The following is a 22,135-nucleotide window of genomic DNA, read 5'->3' on the forward strand; positions in this document are numbered from 1 at the left end:
TCCTTTTAATTTAGAAAGTTATATTAATAAACAAGTTAAAACCAGCCTGTTATCGTTAACAGACCCATCATCATAAATTTAAATATAATTTAATTAGTTATAAAAGTTAATTTACCCAATTCCTATATATATATAAAATTAAATAAATACTTTAATTACATTTTAAGACTTTAAGCCTTACACACTATAGGATTGCAGATAAAAACCATATATTTAGAGGGGTAAAATCATATACTACGATTATTTATATTGAAAAAAGAGAGAATTTAAGTTCAAAATCAGTCTAATGTGATTTTCCAAAACTATTTATTTCACAGTGAAACTATTACACATATAAATAAAAACCAAATTCACACCTTTCTCCCACTTATTTTATGTTAAATTCACTTTTGTATTTATACTTCAGACTTAGCGGTCAATAAATTAAGTATTTATACCTAATGCACCTTATTTATATATTACGTATTTTCACTTAAAATCATACCTAATAAAAAGCCATATCTAATAAATTGAATAACAAATTTAGATATGGCCTTAAGAAAAATAAAATATGCTAAGTTAGCTGCGTAACCCTCTACCTTGCTCAATTAAATACCAAGTCAGCAAATAGAAAACAACCAAGAAAATCATAAGCACCCCAAGGGTAATTCCGATAGAAACATCAGCAATACCTAAGAAACCGTATCTAAAACCACTAATCATATAAACGATGGGATTCAGCTTGGATACTGCTTGCCAAAATGGCGGTAGTAATGACAATGAATAAAAAACACCCCCCAAATAAGTTAGTGGTGTTAATACAAAGGTAGGAACAATGCTAATATCATCAAATGTCTTGGCAAAAATAGCATTCAATAACCCAGCTAATGAAAACACAATTGCAGTTAATAGAAGTGTCACTATGACCATAACCCATGAGTGAACCTGTAATGGAATAAAAAATAGTGATACTAAAGTAACCAAGAAGCCAACTAAAATTCCTCTTGCAACCCCCCCACCAACAAAACCAGCAATAATAATATGGGTTGGAACTGGAGCAACAAGTAATTCCTCAATGTTTTTCTGAAATTTAGACCCAAAAAATGAAGAACATACATTTGAGTATGAGTTAGTGATCACTGCCATCATTATCAGACCTGGTACTATAAATTGCATATAGTCCACGCCCCCCATATCGCCAATTCTTGAGCCAATCAGATTACCAAAAATAACAAAGTACAATGACATTGTAATAACTGGTGGTAATAATGTTTGTACCCAAATACGGCCAAATCGGGTAACTTCTTTTATCCAAATGGTTTTTAATGCAACCCAATATAATGAGATCATGGCACTATCCCCTTTTCAGTCACATTACTTTCTTTTTTGACTAAGTTAACAAATAACTCTTCTAAACGATTAGCTTTATTACGCATACTTAAAATCTGAATACCTTGCTCACTAAGTTGGCTAAAGACGCTATTCAACCCTTGCTCTCTTTTAACATCGACTTCAAGGGTTGATGTATCGATTAAACGAGACTCATATCCTAGTAACTGAGGGATAGGGCTTTTTGGCACTAAATCAAAAATAAACGTTTCTGATTCCAGTTGGCTTAACAGTTGCTTCATACTGGTATTCTCAACTAATTCACCATGTTGAATAATACCAATATTGCGACATAACATTTCGGCTTCTTCCAAATAATGTGTCGTTAAAATAATGGTTGTCCCTTGCGCATTTAAACTTTTCAAAAATGTCCACATTGAACGACGTAGCTCAATATCAACTCCAGCGGTTGGTTCATCCAAAATTAATAATTTCGGTTGGTGCATTAATGCACGGGCAATCATTAAACGGCGTTTCATGCCCCCAGACAAATTGCGCGCGCGTTCGTTACGCTTCTCCCATAAATCAAGCTGCGACAAATATTGCTCGGCCCGTTGTACGGCAACAGGACGAGAGACGCCATAATACCCCGCTTGATTAAGCACTATTTGTAATACTGTTTCAAATGGGTTGAAATTGAATTCCTGAGGGACTAAACCAAGTTGCTGCTTAGCTTGAACAACTTGTTTTTCTAAATCGTAACCAAAAACTTTTACAGAACCACTTGTTTTATTAACTAATGAACTGATGATGCCAATTGTTGTTGATTTACCCGCGCCATTTGGCCCTAACAATGCGTAAAAGTCTCCATCTTCAACGCTTAGGTCTATTCCTCTTAGGGCTCTCACTCCACCAGGGTAGGTTTTGGTTAACTGTAATAACTCAAGTGCATATGTCATATGTAAAAAAAACCTTTATTCTTAAGACGGTTTAGAGGCAATATAGTCTTATGATGCCATTTTTTTCTGTTCTATGTTATGCAGAAAAGAGATAATTAATTTATGTAATATAATTCAACATGTTAGTAATTAATGGTTGTCTTGTCTAAATGACAGGTTCATCATAAGGGGGTTGGAATTAGTATAACTAATTATTAATTAATCAATAAATGTTGTATAAAATTTTATCGCAAAGTAACACAACTAGGCTATAAGTCATGATGAGAAAAATCGAAGAACTGTTTGCTAACAATGAAGCATGGTCAGCATCAGTAAAAGAGCAAGATCCTGAATTCTTCAAAGAATTATCAAAAGCGCAAAAGCCAAGGTTCTTATGGATAGGCTGTTCAGATAGCCGAGTACCTGCAGAAAAATTAATTAACGCAGCACCGGGTGATCTTTTTGTTCATCGTAACGTCGCCAATTTAGTTATTCACACCGACCTCAACTGTTTATCTGTTATCCAATATGCTGTTGATGTACTCCAAGTTGAACACATCATTATTTGTGGGCACTATGGCTGTGGTGGTATTGAAGCCGCTGTTGATAATACTGAACTGGGTTTAATTAATAACTGGCTATTACATATACGCGATATCTGGTATAGGCACAGCTCAATGTTAGGCGAATTAAAACCTTGTGAACGCCTCGATCGCTTATGTGAATTAAACGTCGTAGAACAAGTATATAATTTAGGCCATTCCACTATTATGCAGTCTGCATGGAAACGTGGTCAAAATGTTATGATCCACGGCTGGGTATACGGTATTAACAATGGTCGTTTGCAAGATTTACATATTACAGCGGATAGCCGAGAAAAACTTGAACTCTGTTATAGAGAAGCTATTGCAACATTAACCCAAAAAAAATAATTTAAATTGAAAGCTCTCATCTGAGAGCTTTTTTCTTATTTAATCCCAAAATAGAGTAATACAAAAACAAAATAAAATAGATTTCCATTAATAATAAAAACAACAAAACAAAATATATATATTCAATGAAATTTAACATTAGCTCTCAATAAGAATAATTATGTAAGTATAGATTTTTAGGTGTTAATACATAGTTATCCCACCATAGAGTAAAGCTTATTTATTGATACTAAAGGACTTAGTAAAAAAGCCTACATTTTAATCCATATTTCGTTTATTAATGAGATTTTATTTTATCAAATAAAAATCAAAGTCAGTTAAACACTTTTAAATATACTTATTTTTTAATTCCATCATAATTTACTGGCTATAATGGAATATCATTAACTTAAAAACATTAATTTCAATTCATCTTAGGGATATCTCTATGAGTCAGCCTATTAAAAATAAATCTTATACTCCCACATTAAAACTGAAGCCAATTGTTCTATGTGTTTCTGCAATTTTAGGTGTTAGCTTTGTTGCCCATGCCGAGATTATTAATACTAACGGTGCTGGTGTAATGAATCAAAGCAATGGACCAACAATTGTTCATATTAATAAAGCAAGTGATAAAGGCGTTTCTCACAATATATATAGTAAGTTTGTCGTTGATAATAAAGGCGTTATCCTAAACAATAGTAAAAATAATGTTAATACCCAATTAGGTGGGCTAATCAACGGAAACCTTAATTTATCTGGTGGGGAAGCAAGTGTTATTCTTAACGAGGTTAACTCTAATAACGCAACCACTTTAAATGGTATGATCGAGGTTGCAGGTAAAAAAGCACAAGTTATCGTCGCTAACCCATCTGGTATTACATGTAATACATGCGGCTTTATTAATACTGAAAGTGCAACGCTCACAACCGGTAACCCTCTAGTTAGCAATGGTGAACTTCTTGGTTATAATGTCGCCAAAGGCCAAATCATCGTTAATAAAAATCTAACTTCTGACTCGCCAACAGAACTTATTTCTCGTTCTGTATTCATCAATGGGAAATTAAACGCAGAAGAAATTAAAGTTGTTACTGGCAATAACTTTGTTGATGCTAAAGGAAATGCTGTATCATCTATTGCTGGTACTGGTAACAAACCTTCTGTCGGTATTGATGTTTCCGCATTAGGTGGTATGTATGCAGATAAAATTACTTTAGTTTCCACTGAAAGTGGTGTCGGCGTAAGAAATAGAGGAGTTATCTCAGCTGGAAATAAAGGATTATCCATTAATACTGATGGGTTTCTGACTAATTATAATAATAAAATTGAATCTTCTGGCAATATTAATATAAATACAAACACCTTTACTAATACAGCACTGATTACTGCAAAAAATGACCTTAACATTATCACTAATGAAACTAATGATGATCCTCTCGCTTTTGACAATAATAAAGGTCATCTAATTTCAACCGCTGGCGATATTAATTTGCAGAGCAAAAACAGGATACTGAATCGTTATGATTCTTTAATTAGCGCTAAAAATAACATTAATATTAAAACGAAAGATATTCATAATGAAGAAGGTTTGATCAAAGCTGAAACAGGTGATGTTAATATTGATGCTAGAGGTGCGGTTTATCAATGGCGAGGCAATTATAACTCTAAACCTCAAGATAGACTTATTGCAGGTAGAGATGTCAATATTACTGCCCATAGCATTACTAATGAAAAAGCAAAAATTGAATCAGGTAGAGATGTCAATTTAAATATAACTTCTGATGTAAAAAACACTAACTCAGTCATTACTGCTAAGCGAAAAATAAATATTGAGGCTGATACTTTAACTAATAACTCGTCATCAATCACTTCTACGAATGCAAAATCCGACTTAAATATTGCACAATATATTACTAATGATGCAAATTCTGTTATTAGTAGCGGTAGAGGATTAAATATCACCTCGGCTAAACTGACTAATACGGGTAAAATTATTTCACCAACAAATGTCCCTAATACTCCACCAGTACCAACTTATGTTTCCAATCTCAAAGTAGGTTTTCTTAATAATAAAGGAGGATCTATTTCAGGTGATACACTAAATATTACATCAAATAGCATTCACAATGGTGAAGGATTTATTGATGCCAAAAACCTTCGTATTGATGCTAATTACTTAGATAACTATGGTGGATATATTCGTTCGTATGGCAACATAGTCCTCAATACCAATATACTAGATAACTCACATTCTAGTTTATTTTCTAAAGTATCATCTAAATTTGGTTTAACCAATAAAACTGGTGGTATTGAAACTTTAAATGGCGGGATCACCGTCACTGGCGATAATATTTACAACGAGATAGGCGTATTTAAAAGCGCAGCAGAAGAAAGAACTGCGAATGTAGGAGGAATGGAGTTTAATTTATCTGGGACATTTAAAAATTACCTCGGTGAACTGATAAGTGATAGTAATATCACAGTTGATGCAAATAACTTTTATAACTATAAAGGTAAAGTTAACTCTGGAGGAGGATTAAAAATAAAATCCGCAGAGGCAATCAATAATAGCTATGGTAAACTTAATTCACAATACGTAACTGAGATTTATACTCCTAGTATTTTCACTGATCACAATGATCAGAAAACCTACAGCACTGATGGCACTGGGATTATTTACAACCCTAATGGCCTAAATATTGTTCATATTAAAAAACCAACCAATAAAGGTATTTCACATAATACTTACCAAAGTTTCAATGTGGGCGAAAAAGGTATAATTTTCAATAACAGTAGTTCCATGACTACAACCCAGTTAGGTGGAAATATAGTTGGTAATGAAAATATAACCGCAGGCAAAGAAGCAACAGTTATTTTAAATGAAGTTGTTGGTAACAATATCAGTCTCATTAACGGCATGATGGAAGTTGCTGGTACAGCCGCACAAGTCATTGTAGCTAATGCTTCCGGTATTACTTGTAATAGCTGTGGATTTATTAATGCATCACGTGGAGCCTTTGTAACTGGTACGCCACTGGTTGTTGGTGATAACTTAATCGGATATAACGTCAACAAAGGTCAGATTACTGTTAATAAAAATCTAACATCTAACAATGCTGTTGATTTTATTGCTCGCTCTGTGTTGATTAATGGTGATGTCAAAGCCAATGAGTTAAATATATCAACAGGCTATAATCTGTTTGACCAAAGTGGCAATGTACTTTCTAGTTTATCTGGTTATTATAACCAAAATCACTATGGTGTAACCGTTGCATCTGGCGGCAGTTTAACTGCTGAAAAAATGAATATCAATGTCAATGAATCAGAGCGTTTTCTAAGCAATTATGGCTTAATTTCGACTGGAAATGGTGGGTTAACTGTTAATGGTAGTGGCATAAGAAACAGTGGAATGATCCAAGCTAAAGGCAACATTGATCTAACGTCGACTAGTCGCTTCTCTTTTGATAATGACAAAGGAAATATTATTTCTAGTGCTGGTAATATAAGTATTAACTCTAACGGAGGTTTAACAAACCGTTATAATGGGTTAATTAGCGCAAATAATAACATTAACTTAAATATTTCTGGAGATATCCATAATGAAGGCGGTTTAATAAAAGCTGAAAAAGGCGATATTAATGCGAGTGCCGATACGATCCATAATCGTGCGGATAGTCGTAGCATACATGGAAAAAATAGATTTATTGCTGGTCAAGATATCAATTTCACCGGTGATAGGATTTATAATGAGCAAGCAATAATATCTGCCGGTAGAGACTTTAGCTTCACTGGTCATACAATTGAAAATAAATCATCTAGCACAATCCAAGCTAACCGCCGTGTAACTATTGATTCTGATATTATCAATAACCTGTCTTCGGTTATTCAAGCAGTAACAGGCAGAATGGATATTACTGCGCAAAAAGAAATCACTAATGATACAAGGGGTGTTATTAGTAGTGATAAGCTAATGAATATCACATCACCAAAACTCACTAATAGCGGTATTATTATTTCTAACAACGGTAAATCTACATTTAAAGTTGATAATTTAACTAATAAATCTGGCTATATTAAAGGCTTTAACCTTAACTTTATTTCTAAGTACTTAACCAATAGCAGTGGGTTAATTAAAGCTGATAATAACTTAGTGATGAATGCTGATTATATTAGCAACACTAATTCATCTGATTTTAGCAAAAACACTTACTACCTTGGTTTACCAAGTCAAAAAGGTGGTATTGTTGCCAATAATGGTAATATCAAGCTCAAAGGAGTTCAGTTGAATAATGCTTCTGGTATGATTCAAACCAACGCTATCTTCCCTGCTGCAGGGCAAGCTGACATTGATATTACAATGGACAATGAAATCAATAATAACTATTCTCAAATCAATAGTACAGGAAATCTAAATGCGAGTGCGAACAGAATTTCTAACTATGACGGTATTATGAGTGCAGGTCTTGATTTAACGGCTAAAGCGGATGATTCTATTTACAATTATTATGGGAAAATCAGTTCAGGAAATACCACTAAATTAATTACGCCTAACCTTAATAATAATAATGGAAAAATTACTGGTTATCCTGTCATTATCGAGAATAACTAAAAATAATTCACTGAAATTTCAATGAGAATAAACAAAAGGACAGCATTGCTGTCCTTTTTAGTTATTCGTTATTTATACTTTAATCTTCAAGTAAGGTTACATGACCAATATAAGGCAAATGACGGTACTGTTGAGCGTAATCGATACCATAACCAACCACAAATTTGTCTTCAATTGAATAGCCAATCCACTCGACAGGGACATCCACTTCTCGACGTGAAGGCTTATCAAGTAATGTACAAATTGCGACTGATTTGGGGCCACGTAATTCGAAAATCTCACGGACTTTATTTAAGGTATTGCCTGAATCGATAATATCTTCCACGATCAAGACATGTTTATCACGAATATCTTCATCCAAATCTTTGACAATTTTCACATCACGACTCGATGTCATTGCATTGCCATAACTTGAAACAGTCATAAAATCGACTTCATGGGGAACATTAATTTTACGGCACAAATCAGCCATAAAAATAAAGGAACCTTTTAGCAGACCAACAAGGACTAACTCACCATCAACTTGTTGATAATGAGTGCTAATTTTATCTGCTAATTCACTGATTCGTTGTGCAATCTCTTCTTCAGAGATCATGACTTCAAGGGTATGTTTCATCTTCAATTACGCATCTATGGAAATGGAAAGCGCGTAATTTTAGCATAGGCAGAACCTAGATACTAATAAAGGAAAATGCAGTACTAAAATTTAGTACTGCATTTTGTCCTAAAAATTAGGATATCGCTTAACTTACAGTAAAGCCCATCATCATGCCGGTGTCTTCATGCTCAAGTAGATGACAGTGAGCCATAAAAGGATGCTGCTGTGTTGCAGGGTGATTAAATTCCACCAAAATTTCACTCACTTGCCCTTCAACTTTAACGATGTCTTTCCAACCTTGCCGGTGTGGCGCTACCGCTTGGCCATTTTCTTTTAAAATACGAAAACGCGTTCCATGCACATGGAATGGGTGTAACATCATGTCACCACGCCCTGAAACAACCCAAATCTCTTGCTTACCTATTGGGGCATTAAATGCAGGATGCGTCATTGAGAAAACTTGTCCATTAATAGTATTTGCATTGTGAATGTCTAAATCACCTGAATTAGTTCCACAATGGCCTCCATTCCCCATCCCACCACGTTTATTTCCTTGTCCCATGTTCCCATGGTTCATTTCTCCATTATTCATCATCGCCCCATGACCCATATTTCCCATCATAGCGCCATGTCCGCCCATATTGCCCATTGCTTGCGGACCATATTTTTCACGTAACATCATCATACCTTGCATATCCAAACGCATATCCATCATTAAATGGAACCGGCGGCGATTTAAACCAGCAAGAGAAGGGATAGCCGGTATTGCAGCAAGCGTTGAAGGCAGTTTTCCTTCACTCGGTGTTAATGTTGTTTCGATACGTAAAACAGGTAATGGCTGGTCAAAAGGTGCGATAGTCATACCCATTTGCCCAACAGGTAAGGTCACAAGATCAAAAGCGCGACCATCTGAAGCATCAATAAGTACTTCGAAGCGTTCGCCCATTAAAATAGGTAATTCAGTTAGAGCAACTGGCTCAGCGAGTAAACCGCCATCACTGGCAACAACATACATTTTACGCCCATCACTGGTCGAAATATTTAAGCTACGAGCATTACAGCCATTCAGTAATCTCAAGCGCAGCCAGCCTTTAGGTGCCACATGTTTTGGATAAACAGCCCCGTTAGTTAGCATCATATCGCCAAACCAACCCACCGCGGCACTCATCACATCGAGTTGATAATCAATCTGACCATCATCTTTTAAACGTTTATCTTGTAAAATAACAGGAATATCATCCACTCCCCAAGAACTTGGCAGCCCCTGCTTGGTACTATCATCGTCTTTAATTATCACTAAACCCGCTAACCCCATCGCCACTTGGTGGCCTGTTTTTCCATGAGTATGAGGATGGAACCAGCAAGTTGCTTCGCTTTGATTAACCGTAAAATTGACTTTACGGCTTGCTCCTGGTTGGATAATCGCTTGCGGACCACCATCTTGTTCACCTGAGATTTCTAAACCATGCCAATGAACAGTGGTTTCTTCCGGTAGCTGGTTAATAATATTCACATTCACACTTTGCCCGTTTTTCAAACTAACCGCAGGCCCCAGTAAATTTCCGTTATAGCCCCATGTTGTCGTTTTCTTTCCAGGGACAAATTGAGAAACACCTTGCTGAATTGCTAACTGAATATTTCCCTGCTCATCAGGCTCTAGTAATGGCGGAATAGCAAGAGTTGGGTAATTTTCGGCTGCGACCGCGATGCGGCTCCAAATAGGCAGCGCACTTGCAGCGTATGTGATAGCACTTAACTTAAGAAAATCGCGACGTAGCATTGATAACCTTCCTTTTGTTTATCAAATAAATAATCATTATCAGAGTAAGTTATGGCAAATTACCCTTTCTATGCAAAACATGGTTTAATAAAGGAATGATAAAGCCTCCCCTTACAGGAAGGTCAATAAATCCACTCTGTAATTGTGGGTTTATTACATGGATTTAAGAAAAATATAGTTGACTAACAATTCTATTCTTATGCTAACGTAACTTGACATAGAAAACAGATAGAATAACGAATGCGCAAATTTATATTGATGTCATGCCTGATGACTCTGTTAGGGATAACCAATTCTTCCAGAGCACTTTCTAACAATGAAGCTGAAGATCTCGCTGATCTGACGGCTGTTTTCATTTATCTAAAATATGACTGTGGGTACTCCCAAATCCCTGACAGGGAAATCGAACGGGCTATTGTTTACTTCGCTAAAAGTAATAAATGGGATCTGAGCAATTATAATTCTGAAAAAATGACCGTTCTCAATAAAGAAAGTTATAAAGACTTAAAAGGAATACCACTGACAACCGAGTTTAAATGCCAATCACTTGCTCGAGATTCCCTCGGCCTTTTTGCTTATGTTAAATAACCCTAAAATGAATTAATACAGGTTGTTTAAAACCAAGTATAACAAAAGAAAGAAAACACACCCGTACCTTTTCTGTCTGTTTTCTTTCTTTTTACCACGCTACATTAACCTTGCCTTTTAGCCTTTTTTTCCTGCCAAAATAAAGCAATCGATGGAATACTTTGGATAATAACCATTCTGATAATATGGTTTGACATAACAAAGCCAGCATCAAGGTTCATCGTAATCGCAGCAAAGGTCATTGCTTCCATACTACCTGGAGCCCAAGCCAGTAAAAGTACAGAAATATCATAACCCGTTACCCAAGAGGCAAATACAGTAATCAGGAAAGTTAATGCGATATTAATGATAACTACTTGTGCAGAGGAGTAAATATTTTTAATCAATGAGGAAAGTGGGAAAACAATAAAATGATTACCAATGTTCATCCCAATTAATACCATACTCAGTTCAGTTAACATCAATGGGAAACTTAATGGGGTATCTAGAAAACTTTGAATCAACGTTGCTGCAGCTAATGACGTTAGCATAAATGGAGCTGGAACCCTTAAACGCTGCAAAATAAGCCCTGCCCCCAAACCAACCGCTATAATCACCAATAACCATAGCGTTGAGGTTAAAGTTAGTACTGGTAATTCTATGATAGGTTGCGGATCACCATCACTACCTACAACGATCCCTGCTAATAAAATCAGGATAATTAAGCGAATTGTATGTGAAATAACAATTTTTTGTGGCGGCGTATGGGTATGGTCAGTTAAGGCTAAAATAGCGGCCATTGCCCCAGGCACTGAGCCAAGCATTGCTTCTTGTTTCGTCCAACCAACTTTTCGATAAAACCAAAAAAAACTAAATGAAAATTGTACCGCTAAACATACAACTAACATTAATAATAAAAGAAATAAATTATCTGCCTCATTAAGGGAAACCTGATTAAACATCAACCCAACAGAAGTCCCTAAGGTAACTTGAACGAAAGTAATCGTATGCTTAGGTACAGCAAAAGAAACACCAAAACGATGAAAAATAATAACAGCGATAATCGGCCCAAACATAAGTGCAAGTGGGATACCTAGGTAAGTAAGCCCACCGCCGATCAATGAACAGATGGCAATCCCACCTATCATTTTCAATAACTTCATCATATGGCATTAACCGTTCAGATTATTTATAGCCTTAGTTTATATCATATTAACGATGCCATATGGGGCTAGTATCGATTTAATTATCACCATAGTAATTATTCACTACTAATTGATTATTTATCAGACTTTGATTTTATCTTTTTGACTTCAGTCGATAAAAACCAGTTAAGTCCGTTAACGAATATTTACTTATTCGCATTATCTGCAACGGCTTGGTTCATGATCGCTTTTGCCATCCACTGCGCTAATTCGGTGACTTGGGAATCTTCCATTTTCCAAATATCTTTCAACACTAAAAATATTTCAGAGCCGTAAATAACAGAAAAAGCACGGATCACTTTATCAATAATTTCTTGCGGAAATTCTGATTTCATTGGTGACGTCACCATCGTTAGGATATCTTTACGGTTACCTCTTTCCAGCCGTTTGTCTTTTATACTGAGTGGGGTAGACCGACCTTGAGCCCATTGTTGTAATGATGCTTGTAACGCCGCTCGCAATACTCCTTCATGTTCAAACATTCGAGGAAAAGCATATGTTAATAGCTCATCAATGCGCTCTTCCGTTTTTACGCTTTGTGGGCGCCAAGTTAAAATAGGCCCTAAACTCTCATTAACTACTGCGGTAATTAAATCAGTTTGTGTTGGAAAGTATCGATATGCAGTTGCACGAGAAACTCCTGCTTCTAAAGCGAGTTCCGAAACAGAAGGCATAGCTCCCTTTTCAAATAAATCTAAAGCCGTAGTGACCAATAGTACATAGGTACGTTTTCGAGTGCCCTTATATTGTAGTTCTGAATTAATCTTCGGCATTATTTACCCTTAAAATACTGTTTCTTACCACAAGTTTAGTCAATGTCACTAATAAAGCACAACAACAAGCAAGTAACCATCTCTATTAAAAAGATGAATTTACGCTGTCACCTCGAGCTTTTCCCTGCTCTCCATAAAACAAATTATCATTCATGATAAATTATACTGTAACTTTGTATTACCAACCTAATCATTGATTCACCATCATAAAAAACAATTACTAATATTTATCAATAAGATATAGATACTAACAACTATTTACCTCTACAACAAACCTAAAAATGAGACGGCAGTCTCATTTTACATTTATCCAAAATGATACTATAGTCTCATTATGATGGGAAATTCAACGACCCGCTTCTATCTGAAAGGATTTTTCAATGAAAAAAAATCAGGGTTTTATCTATGTTGCAACAACACTTGATACCAAAAGCGCTGAAGTTTTTTATGTCAGTGAATTAATAAAAAGTGCCGGATTAGCTGTGCGTACTGTTGACCTGACAACACAAAAGACTCAATTAGAAAAAAATGCAGATGTCAGTGCAAGTACTGTAGCAAGTTTTCACCCTCTTGGTGCAAACGCCGTATTCTGTGGCGATAGAGGTAAAGCAATAGAAGCGATGGCACAAGCCTTTAGCTTATATCTTTCAGCCCAAACAGATGTAGCTGCAATTCTTGGTTTAGGCGGCTCAGGCGGTACTGCGCTAATCACACCAGCAATGCAAGTATTACCCGTTGGTATTCCTAAGCTCATGGTATCCACTATGGCCTCAGGAGATATTTCTGGCTATATCGGAGCCAGTGATATTTCTATGATGTACTCCGTAACAGATGTATCAGGATTAAATGTAATTTCCCGTAAGGTATTAAAAAATGCCGCGAACCAAATCGCTGGGGCTGTTTGGTTTGATCAAGACACCGAAGAAAACATTGATTTGAAACCAGCAATTGCCTTAACTATGTTTGGTGTCACCACCCCATGTGTTCAGCAATTAACCGCGCAATTAGAAGAACAATATGACTGCCTTGTATTCCATGCAACGGGCAGTGGCGGTAAAGCGATGGAAAAACTGATTGATAGTAAGCTACTTCATTCCGTATTAGATATCACGACGACTGAGGTTTGTGATTACCTTTTTGGCGGCGTGTTAGCCTGTGATGAGGATCGCTTTGGCGCTATCGAACGCACTCAGACACCTTGCGTTATGTCCTGTGGCGCTTTGGATATGGTCAATTTTGGCCGCCCTTCTACGGTTCCCGAACATTACCAAGGCCGCTTATTTTATCATCATAATGCCCAAGTCACATTGATGAGAACAACAAAAGAAGAAAACCAACAGATGGGCCGCTGGATCGCCGAAAAATTAAATCGTTGTGAGGGAGAGATCCGTTTTATTGTTCCAACAGCAGGGTTTTCAGCATTAGATATCGATGGGGCTCCTTTCTGGGACCCAATTGCTGACCAAGCCTTTATTGATGCGCTCAATGAAAATTTAATTAAAACAGAAAAAAGACAGCTTATTTTGAGTCCTTATCACATTAACTCCCAAGAGTTTTGTGAGCAGGTTATTCAACTACACCAGGATATTTTGAACAAATAATAGAGGTTAATTATGAAACATAACCGCGCAGATTTATTAAAAAAATTCAGAGCAATGATTGCTCGCGGCGAACCAATTATCGGCGGTGGTGCTGGTACGGGTCTATCTGCTAAGTGTGAAGAGGCTGGCGGTATTGATTTAATTGTTATTTATAATTCAGGCCGTTACCGTATGGCGGGTCGTGGGTCACTCGCAGGCTTACTCGCTTACGGCAATGCCAATGAAATTGTCATGGATATGGCAAAAGAAGTATTACCAGTAGTTAAGCACACCCCTGTTCTTGCTGGTGTAAACGGTACTGACCCATTCTGCCAATTTGATAAGTTTTTAGATGACATCAAAACAACAGGCTTTGCGGGCGTACAAAACTTCCCAACAGTTGGCTTAATCGATGGTAATTTCCGTGCTAATTTGGAAGAAACGGGAATGGGTTATGACCTAGAAGTCGATATGATCCGTATGGCACATGAAAAAGACCTCCTGACAACGCCATACGTATTTAGCGCTGAAGATGCTGTAGCGATGACTGAAGCAGGCGCTGATATCATCGTGCCACACATGGGGCTAACAACAGGTGGTAATATTGGTGCAGAAACCGCACTGACACTGAAAGATTGTGTGCCACTAATCAATGAATGGGCTAAAGCCGCTAAAGCAGTACGTGATGATGTTATTGTGCTTTGTCACGGTGGCCCTATCGCAACACCTGAAGATGCCGAATATATTTTAGCAAACTGCCCTGACTGCCATGGTTTTTATGGCGCAAGTTCAATGGAACGTTTGCCTACCGAAGTCGCACTCACAAAGACTACACAGCAATTTAAAACAATAACACGTTAATTTTTATTATTTTTTTGTTTTGCCAACACCAGGCGCCTATTTCGATAGGCGCTTTTTTATTTTTTATGCCGTTTTAAAAAACGCCACAACACCCAAAGCAGAGAAGTAGAATAGTACAAAACGCCAAATTGAATAATGATTAATGGGTTTTCTGTCATGCCTGTCATTTTTAACATGCCATAATAATTATTCTCTTCAAGGTATTGCTCAGTGAGCCCCCCTTGGGGTAAATAATGCGTTAGAAATACAGCAATGATAAAACACGCAACATAATGGCGTAATTTTGCAATCCCTTCATCGAAGGCATTAAAATTATCAAATTGGCTCCCTTGTTGGCGTCCAATGATAATTCGATTAATTAACGTAGCAGCGTAAATATAAAGAATAGCAGAAGAATTAATCTGTGTTGTATGAAAAATATAGGCCACACCGCCTAAAATAGCAGCCACAAAAACAAAGAAAAAACCACGTTGTAACACTGCCATCATCGTGCTCATATGCACTAAAATAAATTCGAACAGCAGAATCAACACCATATTGTAAACAACTTCAACCCCCGACCAATCGGGGAAAAACCATAAAGACAATAAAAAACCGATATAAAAAATAGTTAAGCCGTGATCCACTAACTCAGGTAAAAAACTCATCATTCCTTGCTGTTTGTCTGATGCAACAAAATGACGTTTCCCTTTCGCTGTAAATGATGTCGAGCGTTTATTGGCATGTTTTCTATTTCTGATCTTCCTTGCCACAATATTACTTCTCTTTTTTTTGGTAAATAGAGTGCCCTTTACACAAAAAATGCATTAGGCAGGCCATAAATAACGGCATTCCAAAGTAAAGAACACCAAAAGCAAAAGCCACATGAGGTTTTTCTGGAAATTCACCGCCTGAAGAAATACTGGAATAATAATCAATGGACCTTAAATACTCTGGCGTTAATCCACCATAAGGAACAAGAAAAGACAAAATAATTACAAAGAAAATACAAAACATGAAATTTAATGCCATCAAAGCCGAATAGCCCATATTTTCTCCGCGTTCTTGTTCTGTACGACTACTGATACCAAAAAGCATTCGGTTCGCCACAGTAGCACTATACAAGTATAAGATTAGCGGAGAGTCACCTAATACTGCCATATTAATTGCTAATGCAAATAAACCATATAGCAACGCAAATAGCATTAATATCCGCCAATCACGAAATACCGCCATAAATACACCGGAGTGAACTAAAATAAATTCAAAGATCAGGATCAGCGTTAGGTTATAGATAATTTCCACCGTGTAATACTCAGGAAAAAACCACACTGATAAAATAAAGCCAACATAGAAAAGAGAGAAACCATAATTAATTAGCTTTGAAAAAACGCGAATAAGACTAAAAGAATGTGAACTTTCTTGCACACTTTTTACTGCTGGTTCTTTTGGGAAAAAACCTTGGTTTTTATTTGTTTTGGTTTCCACTTGTCCATTCCCTGACGACTTCGCCATTATCTTACTCCGTTTTCAACAATATATTTTTTCTTTATAAGCTACTTGATAATACAAATAATAAACAGTGCATTAAATCTGAATAACAAACTTAGCGTAAGAACAACTGTAATAAATTAAGACAAGATGACATGGAATGAACCTCCATGCCATTAATGAAAAATTACCTATTGTGATTAAACCAATTTGGCAATTAATGTATCTAAGTCACCTTGCAGGAAATTCACTGGTGGGATTTCAATCACAGTATAAGCACCCGCAGCTTGCTTCATGGTAGCTCGAGCAGCAGAAACCATAAACTGTGAGGTTAACGCCGGGTTATTAATGCGCATTGAGTATTCAAATAACTGATTATGTGTTGCCCCTGAAACCCCTTTGTGGGTCATATGAACGCCATGACCAACATCTTTTAGTGCATCAATACTATCGACTTGGCGAATATGCGTCTCATCTGATGAAAAATAACTATCCGCTTTAATGGCTTGAGCCACATCATCAAACTTTGCACCCGCTTCAAGTTCAATGTATACCATGCGGCGGTGAACCCCTGTTCCCAACGGAATAGTCACAGATAGAGCATCTTTTACCCCATCAATGGCTTTGGCTGCCACACTGTGCCCCATGCTCATACCGGGACCAAAGTTAGTATAAGTCACACCTTTTGGCGCCATAGCTAACATTAAAGTACGCATGATAGAATCTGAGCCGGGGTCCCAGCCAGCAGAGACAACCGCCACACTATTATGCTGTTTAGCCACGTCATCTAAACGGTGTTTTAACGCCACAATATCTGAGTGAACATCAAAGCTATCAACAGTATTAATCCCCTTGGCCAGTATTTTTTCTGCTAATGGCGCGATCGCACGCGTTGGCGAACACAGTAGAGCAACATCTACCTTCCCTAGCTTTTCAATATCATCAACCACTTTATAAGCGGAAAGTTCAGCAGGAATATCTTGTGTATTACGACGCACGATGCCAACCAGCTCAAAATCTTCAGCGGCTAGAACAGCTTCTAGTGCATAGCGACCAATATTGCCATAGCCCACTATTGCTGCTTTAATTTTTGTCATTTTTACTCCTATACAGTTCTGATGTTGCTTATTAATTAATTTATAGCGAAATTAAATCTAACAGAATAAGTAAAAGTAAACAAAACATTAGCTTTATTCAGATGGAAGCATTTTAACCCTATTTTCATTGTTGGAATCCATGTAGAATTAGCGGTTCAGAATACTTTCCCAAATACTTATGAATATAAAGGTTCTCAATGCATCAATCCGATGTGACTGAGCGATCACTCTTTTCGCTCAGCTGGCCAATTTTTATCGATATTTTTCTCCATTTGGCCACTTTATTAATTAATACCTATATGGTCAGCCACGTTTCTACTGCCTATTTAGCTGCAATGGGTGTAGGTAACCAAGTGTTTGACCTTTTTATTACTATTTTTAACTTTATTAGTGTGGGGTGCAGTGTTGTTATTGCTCAATATTTAGGGGCTGGACGCCGTGAAAAGGCAAGCCAAGCGATCCATATTTCTATCGCATTTAACTTTATTCTTGGCTTTTCTAGTGCCCTCGTCGCTTTATTTTTTGGTTACAGTATTTTAACCATTATGAATATGCCATCACATTTGATGGCTGACGGTTATACTTATTTACGTATTTTAGGTATTTGCTTAATACCTGAAGCCATTTCCATTATTTTAGCCGCATGCTTGCGGGTTTATGGAAAGGCTCAGCCAGCCATGTGGGTTACATTGATTGCCAACGTAATTACTGTTTTTGGAAATATTATTGTACTTTATGGTTTCTTTGGCTTACCTCAATACGGTCTTGAAGGCGTTGCATGGTCGACAGTTGTCGGTCGTGTTGTTGCCGTGATCCTACTCTTTTGCCTGCTGTTTTATGGCCTACGTATCAAATTTGTGCCGATAATGTTGGTCCACTGGTCACGTAAAATGCTGGGCAAAATCTTGCATATTGGTCTCCCCTCTGCAGGGGAAAACCTTGTCTGGATCCTACACTTTATGACGGCTTCTGCCTTTATTGGTTTAATGGGCGAAACCTCACTAGCAGCGCAGACACTCTATTTTCAATTATCCTTATTTATCATGCTATTTGGTATTTCTATCAGTATTGGTAATGAAATTATGGTTGGTCACCTTGTTGGTGCAAAACGTTTTGAAGATGCCTTTAATCGGGGAGTGAAAAGCCTCAAGATGGGGTTCTACGTCACTATTGGTGTGGTGATCGCCTTTTGGTTATTACGTGACCCTATCCTAAATAACATTACTGATGACCAAGGTATTATTGAACTACTATTGCCACTGTTCTTACTGTCTGTCTTTTTAGAACCAGGTAGGACCATTAATATTGTGATGGTGAATGCATTACGCGCATCAGGAGATGCCCGTTTTCCACTGTGCACTGCAATTATCTTTATGTGGGGTGTCGCTATTCCGTTAGGTTATTTCTTAGGCATTAAAATGGAAATGGGCTTACTCGGTATTTGGCTCGGTTTCTTCGCCGATGAATGGTTACGTGGTTTAACCAATGCATGGCGCTGGCGTTCACGCAAATGGCAAAGCAAACGCCTAGACCTTGAAAGTTAGTAACCTACTATGATCACTTTGTCTTGCTCATTTTTAAGCAGCAGGGCAAAGTGAGCGAGTTCAACATTGGGAAAATTTATTCTTTATAAATTAAATTAGGGAAAATTTTTCTCTTTGCATCTTATATCCCCCCAAACATAGCGAAGTTTTTCTCCAGCGTGTTGTTTAAAATAACAAAATCAAAAAAGATTTTATTAAGGGGGACTTGCCATGCATGCTCAATCACAACCATTACTTTGGCAATATTTTATCAATGCGGTAAAACAAGAAGTCAAGCCAGCCTTAGGTTGTACTGAGCCAATTTCATTGGCATATGCAGCGGCTAAAGCGGCGTCCCTCCTTGATGGGCAAGTTATTCGTGTTTGTGCCTTCGTTTCACCAAACTTAATGAAAAATGGTATGGGTGTCACCATTCCTGGAACCGGTATGGTGGGTTTGCCTATCGCAGCAGCATTAGGCGCCATTGGCGGTGATGCAGAAGCGGGTTTAGAAGTTCTAAAATCCGCATCAGCGCAGGCCATTGCGCTAAGTAAAACGATGTTAGAACAAGGAGCTATCACCGTTGATATTAAACATCCATGCAGTGACGTTATATATTCAGAAGCAACGGTGTATACACAAACGGGTTCAGCTACCGTTATTATTGCGGGTTCTCACACAAATATCGTTAAAATCATTCATAACCAGCAAATATGCTTCGATGCTACATTAAACAAACCTCAATCCGATGATGCTGCTGACTGTGCAGCAGATGTTGCCCTTCCCCCTGTCACCGCGAAGTCAGTTTATCAATTTGCGACCCAAGCACCACTGGAAGATATTCGTTTCATCTTAGAAGCCGCACATTTAAATGAAGCGTTATCTCAAGAAGGGCTACGTAATGTCTATGGTTTACATATTGGTAAAACACTGCAAACTCAACGTGACCGTGGCTTGCTGTCAAAAGATCTAATGTCAGAAATTATGATCCGCACCTCCGCAGCCTCTGATGCGCGTATGGGAGGGGCCGTTTTACCCGCGATGAGCAACTCAGGTTCGGGTAACCAAGGTATTGCCGCAACCATGCCTGTTGTTGTCACCGCCGATTATTTACAGTCCTCTGAGGAGCAACTGGCTCGTGCATTAATGTTGTCGCACCTAATGGCAATTTACATCCATAATCAACTCCCAGCCCTGTCGGCGCTATGTGCAGCAACTACCGCTGCAATGGGTGCTGCCGCGGGGATAGCCTGGTTATTAGAATCCCGCTATGAAGTTGTCGCTATGGCAATTTCTAGCATGATTGGCGATGTCAGTGGGATGATTTGCGACGGTGCATCAAACAGTTGTGCAATGAAAGTTTCCACGAGTGCAAGTGCAGCCTATAAAGCCGTACTCATGGCGTTAGATAATAGCTGTGTCAAAGGGTCTGATGGGATTGTTTCTGACGATGTTGACCAATCTATCGCTAATTTATGCTCACTTGCTGCTGGTTCAATGAAATATACGGATGTGCAAATCATTGAGATTATGGCTGCTAAAGCACGTTAATTCTTCATCTTGAACGCTGATGGTACCTTAAAGTTCATTGCTCCCCATCAGCGCTAATGACTTTTCGTTGAAATAAACCGCTTTAAATCCGTTTTTCAGCCATGCTTTATTTGGCTTCTAATGCCGCAAATTTTTCACGGATCATCGCTTCAGGAAGGTCGATGCCAATAAAGACTAACACACTGCTACGTTGTTCACCCTCTTCCCAATCTCTATCCCAATCTGCACTATAAAGACGCTGAACCCCTTGAAATAAGAGCCGCTTAGGTTCATCCTTAATGGATAAAATACCTTTATACCGCAATAGATTATCAGCAAAACTGAGCAACAAATCTTCCATCACTTGGGAAACTTCCATCAGTTCAACAGGGTAATCAAATTCAAGTACAATCGACCCCACCTCGTTTTGTTGTTTAGGTGCAAAACGGAAAGTAGGTTGTTTCACATTCAGTGTTGAATCGAGTAAAAAACCTTCAATATCTAATAATAAATTTAAATTGATGTCCCCATGAATAACAGGGTAAATCGGAGCTCTCGCATTGATCCGTTGTAGGCGTTCAATTAAAGCTTCAGTATTCGGCTCAATATCTGTTTTGGTGAGTAAAATGCGGTCAGCATAACCAATTTGCGCTTGAGCAATAGCAAAATCATTCAGTTGTTTCTCTGCATGAACGGCATCCACTAAAGTAATAATACCATCTAACAAATAACGTTCACACAATACCTCATGGGAAAAAAACGTCTGAGTAATTGGCCCTGGATCTGCCATGCCAGTACATTCAATCACTAAACGGTCAAAGTCTAATTTCCCACTATCCAACCCATCTAATAGGTCTAATAATGCATTTTCTAATTCATTGGAACGACTGCAACAAATACATCCATTACTTAATGTGGTAATTTGTGTCGCTCGATCGCCAATTAATGCATTATCGATAGGCACTTCACCAAATTCATTTTCAATCACCGCTATTTTATGGCCATGCTCTGTATGAAGAATATGACTAAGGAGTGTCGTTTTACCTGCACCGAGAAAACCGGTTAAAATTGTGACATTAATTGGTTTCATTATTACCCCCACCGCATTCATTTACCGAAGTAATCATTAACAGCAGCGAAACCCGCCTTTGCCACTGCCACCATATCGTGCATCCTGCCTTTCACGAAAAAACTCGTTATACGTCATCACCGGTTTATCGGAATGATTATCTTTCATATGCTGCACATAAGTATCATAGTCAGGGATACCGATTAACATACGCGCAGCTTGCCCAAGGTACTTACCTGTTTTGCCGAGGTTTCCAAACATCAGTCTCTCCAATGTAAATGCCCTACATTATGAATACACAATGTAGGGCGACCTT

18 protein-coding genes are annotated in these 22,135 nt (G+C 37.7%); 7 read left to right on the plus strand and 11 right to left on the minus strand.

What is annotated here, in order from left to right; genetic code table 11:
* Positions 1-558: 558 nt before the first annotated feature.
* A complete protein-coding gene (locus tag P3L56_RS15920) occupies positions 559-1,329 on the minus strand; it encodes an ABC transporter permease (protein WP_042848215.1) in 771 nt (256 codons plus the stop codon).
* The gene (locus P3L56_RS15925; protein ID WP_198860873.1) at positions 1,326-2,267 is read right to left on the minus strand and encodes an ABC transporter ATP-binding protein; all 942 of its coding nucleotides are present in this window, start codon (positions 2,265-2,267) and stop codon (positions 1,326-1,328) included. The genes P3L56_RS15920 and P3L56_RS15925 overlap by 4 nt, the downstream gene beginning before the upstream one ends.
* A 257-nt stretch (positions 2,268-2,524) precedes the next feature.
* On the opposite strand from P3L56_RS15925, the gene can reads away from it, so the two are divergent.
* Positions 2,525-3,178, plus strand: a complete 654-nt coding sequence (gene can / locus P3L56_RS15930) for a carbonate dehydratase (RefSeq protein ID WP_166686046.1) — start codon at positions 2,525-2,527, stop codon at positions 3,176-3,178.
* A gap of 427 nt (positions 3,179-3,605) precedes the next feature.
* Entirely contained in the window at positions 3,606-7,766 is a 4,161-nt protein-coding gene (locus tag P3L56_RS15935; RefSeq protein ID WP_272686215.1) for a filamentous hemagglutinin N-terminal domain-containing protein, read from the plus strand.
* A 79-nt stretch (positions 7,767-7,845) separates the two neighbouring features.
* On the opposite strand, the gene hpt is transcribed toward P3L56_RS15935, so the two are convergent.
* Together hpt and cueO are read right to left on the minus strand one after the other, a co-directional pair.
* Entirely contained in the window at positions 7,846-8,382 is a 537-nt protein-coding gene (gene hpt, locus P3L56_RS15940; protein WP_042848219.1) for a hypoxanthine phosphoribosyltransferase, read from the minus strand.
* Positions 8,383-8,509: 127 nt separating this feature from the next.
* A complete protein-coding gene (gene cueO, locus P3L56_RS15945) occupies positions 8,510-10,144 on the minus strand; it encodes a multicopper oxidase CueO (RefSeq protein WP_042848220.1) in 1,635 nt (544 codons plus the stop codon).
* 240 nt (positions 10,145-10,384) lie between these two features.
* On the opposite strand from cueO, the gene P3L56_RS15950 reads away from it, so the two are divergent.
* Positions 10,385-10,732 carry a YacC family pilotin-like protein gene (locus tag P3L56_RS15950; protein ID WP_042848221.1) on the plus strand — a complete coding sequence of 116 codons (348 nt, stop codon included), beginning with the start codon at positions 10,385-10,387 and terminating at the stop codon, positions 10,730-10,732.
* A gap of 104 nt (positions 10,733-10,836) precedes the next feature.
* Here the strand turns inward: P3L56_RS15950 and P3L56_RS15955 are convergent, their stop codons facing one another.
* A complete protein-coding gene (locus P3L56_RS15955; protein WP_166686044.1) occupies positions 10,837-11,877 on the minus strand; it encodes an AbrB family transcriptional regulator in 1,041 nt (346 codons plus the stop codon).
* A gap of 185 nt (positions 11,878-12,062) precedes the next feature.
* The gene (locus P3L56_RS15960) at positions 12,063-12,689 is read right to left on the minus strand and encodes a TetR/AcrR family transcriptional regulator (protein WP_042848223.1); all 627 of its coding nucleotides are present in this window, start codon (positions 12,687-12,689) and stop codon (positions 12,063-12,065) included.
* 380 nt (positions 12,690-13,069) lie between these two features.
* Between P3L56_RS15960 and P3L56_RS15965 the strand changes: the two genes are divergently transcribed.
* The gene (locus P3L56_RS15965; protein WP_166686043.1) at positions 13,070-14,290 is read left to right on the plus strand and encodes a Tm-1-like ATP-binding domain-containing protein; all 1,221 of its coding nucleotides are present in this window, start codon (positions 13,070-13,072) and stop codon (positions 14,288-14,290) included.
* 12 nt (positions 14,291-14,302) lie between these two features.
* Positions 14,303-15,130 (plus strand): phosphoenolpyruvate hydrolase family protein, encoded by an 828-nt coding sequence (locus P3L56_RS15970; protein WP_042848226.1) that lies wholly within the window; start codon positions 14,303-14,305, stop codon positions 15,128-15,130.
* Between the two features lie 56 nt (positions 15,131-15,186).
* Here P3L56_RS15970 and P3L56_RS15975 read toward each other — a convergent pair whose 3' ends face one another.
* From P3L56_RS15975 to P3L56_RS15985, 3 genes are all read right to left on the minus strand, one after another.
* A complete protein-coding gene (locus tag P3L56_RS15975) occupies positions 15,187-15,882 on the minus strand; it encodes a hypothetical protein (protein ID WP_198860874.1) in 696 nt (231 codons plus the stop codon).
* 4 nt (positions 15,883-15,886) lie between these two features.
* Complete coding sequence (locus tag P3L56_RS15980; protein WP_042848231.1) at positions 15,887-16,624, minus strand: hypothetical protein; 738 nt, start codon at positions 16,622-16,624, stop codon at positions 15,887-15,889.
* Positions 16,625-16,800: 176 nt separating this feature from the next.
* A complete protein-coding gene (locus tag P3L56_RS15985; protein ID WP_042848233.1) occupies positions 16,801-17,697 on the minus strand; it encodes a diaminopimelate dehydrogenase in 897 nt (298 codons plus the stop codon).
* A 197-nt stretch (positions 17,698-17,894) separates the two neighbouring features.
* Between P3L56_RS15985 and P3L56_RS15990 the strand changes: the two genes are divergently transcribed.
* Complete coding sequence (locus P3L56_RS15990; RefSeq protein ID WP_042848235.1) at positions 17,895-19,241, plus strand: MATE family efflux transporter; 1,347 nt, start codon at positions 17,895-17,897, stop codon at positions 19,239-19,241.
* A 210-nt stretch (positions 19,242-19,451) separates the two neighbouring features.
* Positions 19,452-20,771 (plus strand): serine dehydratase subunit alpha family protein, encoded by a 1,320-nt coding sequence (locus P3L56_RS15995; protein WP_198860875.1) that lies wholly within the window; start codon positions 19,452-19,454, stop codon positions 20,769-20,771.
* A 106-nt stretch (positions 20,772-20,877) separates the two neighbouring features.
* Here the strand turns inward: P3L56_RS15995 and yjiA are convergent, their stop codons facing one another.
* Both yjiA and P3L56_RS16005 read right to left on the minus strand, forming a co-directional pair.
* The gene (gene yjiA, locus P3L56_RS16000) at positions 20,878-21,840 is read right to left on the minus strand and encodes a GTPase (protein ID WP_048608108.1); all 963 of its coding nucleotides are present in this window, start codon (positions 21,838-21,840) and stop codon (positions 20,878-20,880) included.
* A gap of 36 nt (positions 21,841-21,876) precedes the next feature.
* Positions 21,877-22,080, minus strand: a complete 204-nt coding sequence (locus P3L56_RS16005) for a YbdD/YjiX family protein (protein WP_042848243.1) — start codon at positions 22,078-22,080, stop codon at positions 21,877-21,879.
* Between the last annotated feature and the right edge of the window lie 55 nt (positions 22,081-22,135).

It is taken from the genome of Providencia sp. PROV024, assembly GCF_032709665.1.
Lineage (GTDB): Bacteria > Pseudomonadota > Gammaproteobacteria > Enterobacterales > Enterobacteriaceae > Providencia > Providencia huashanensis.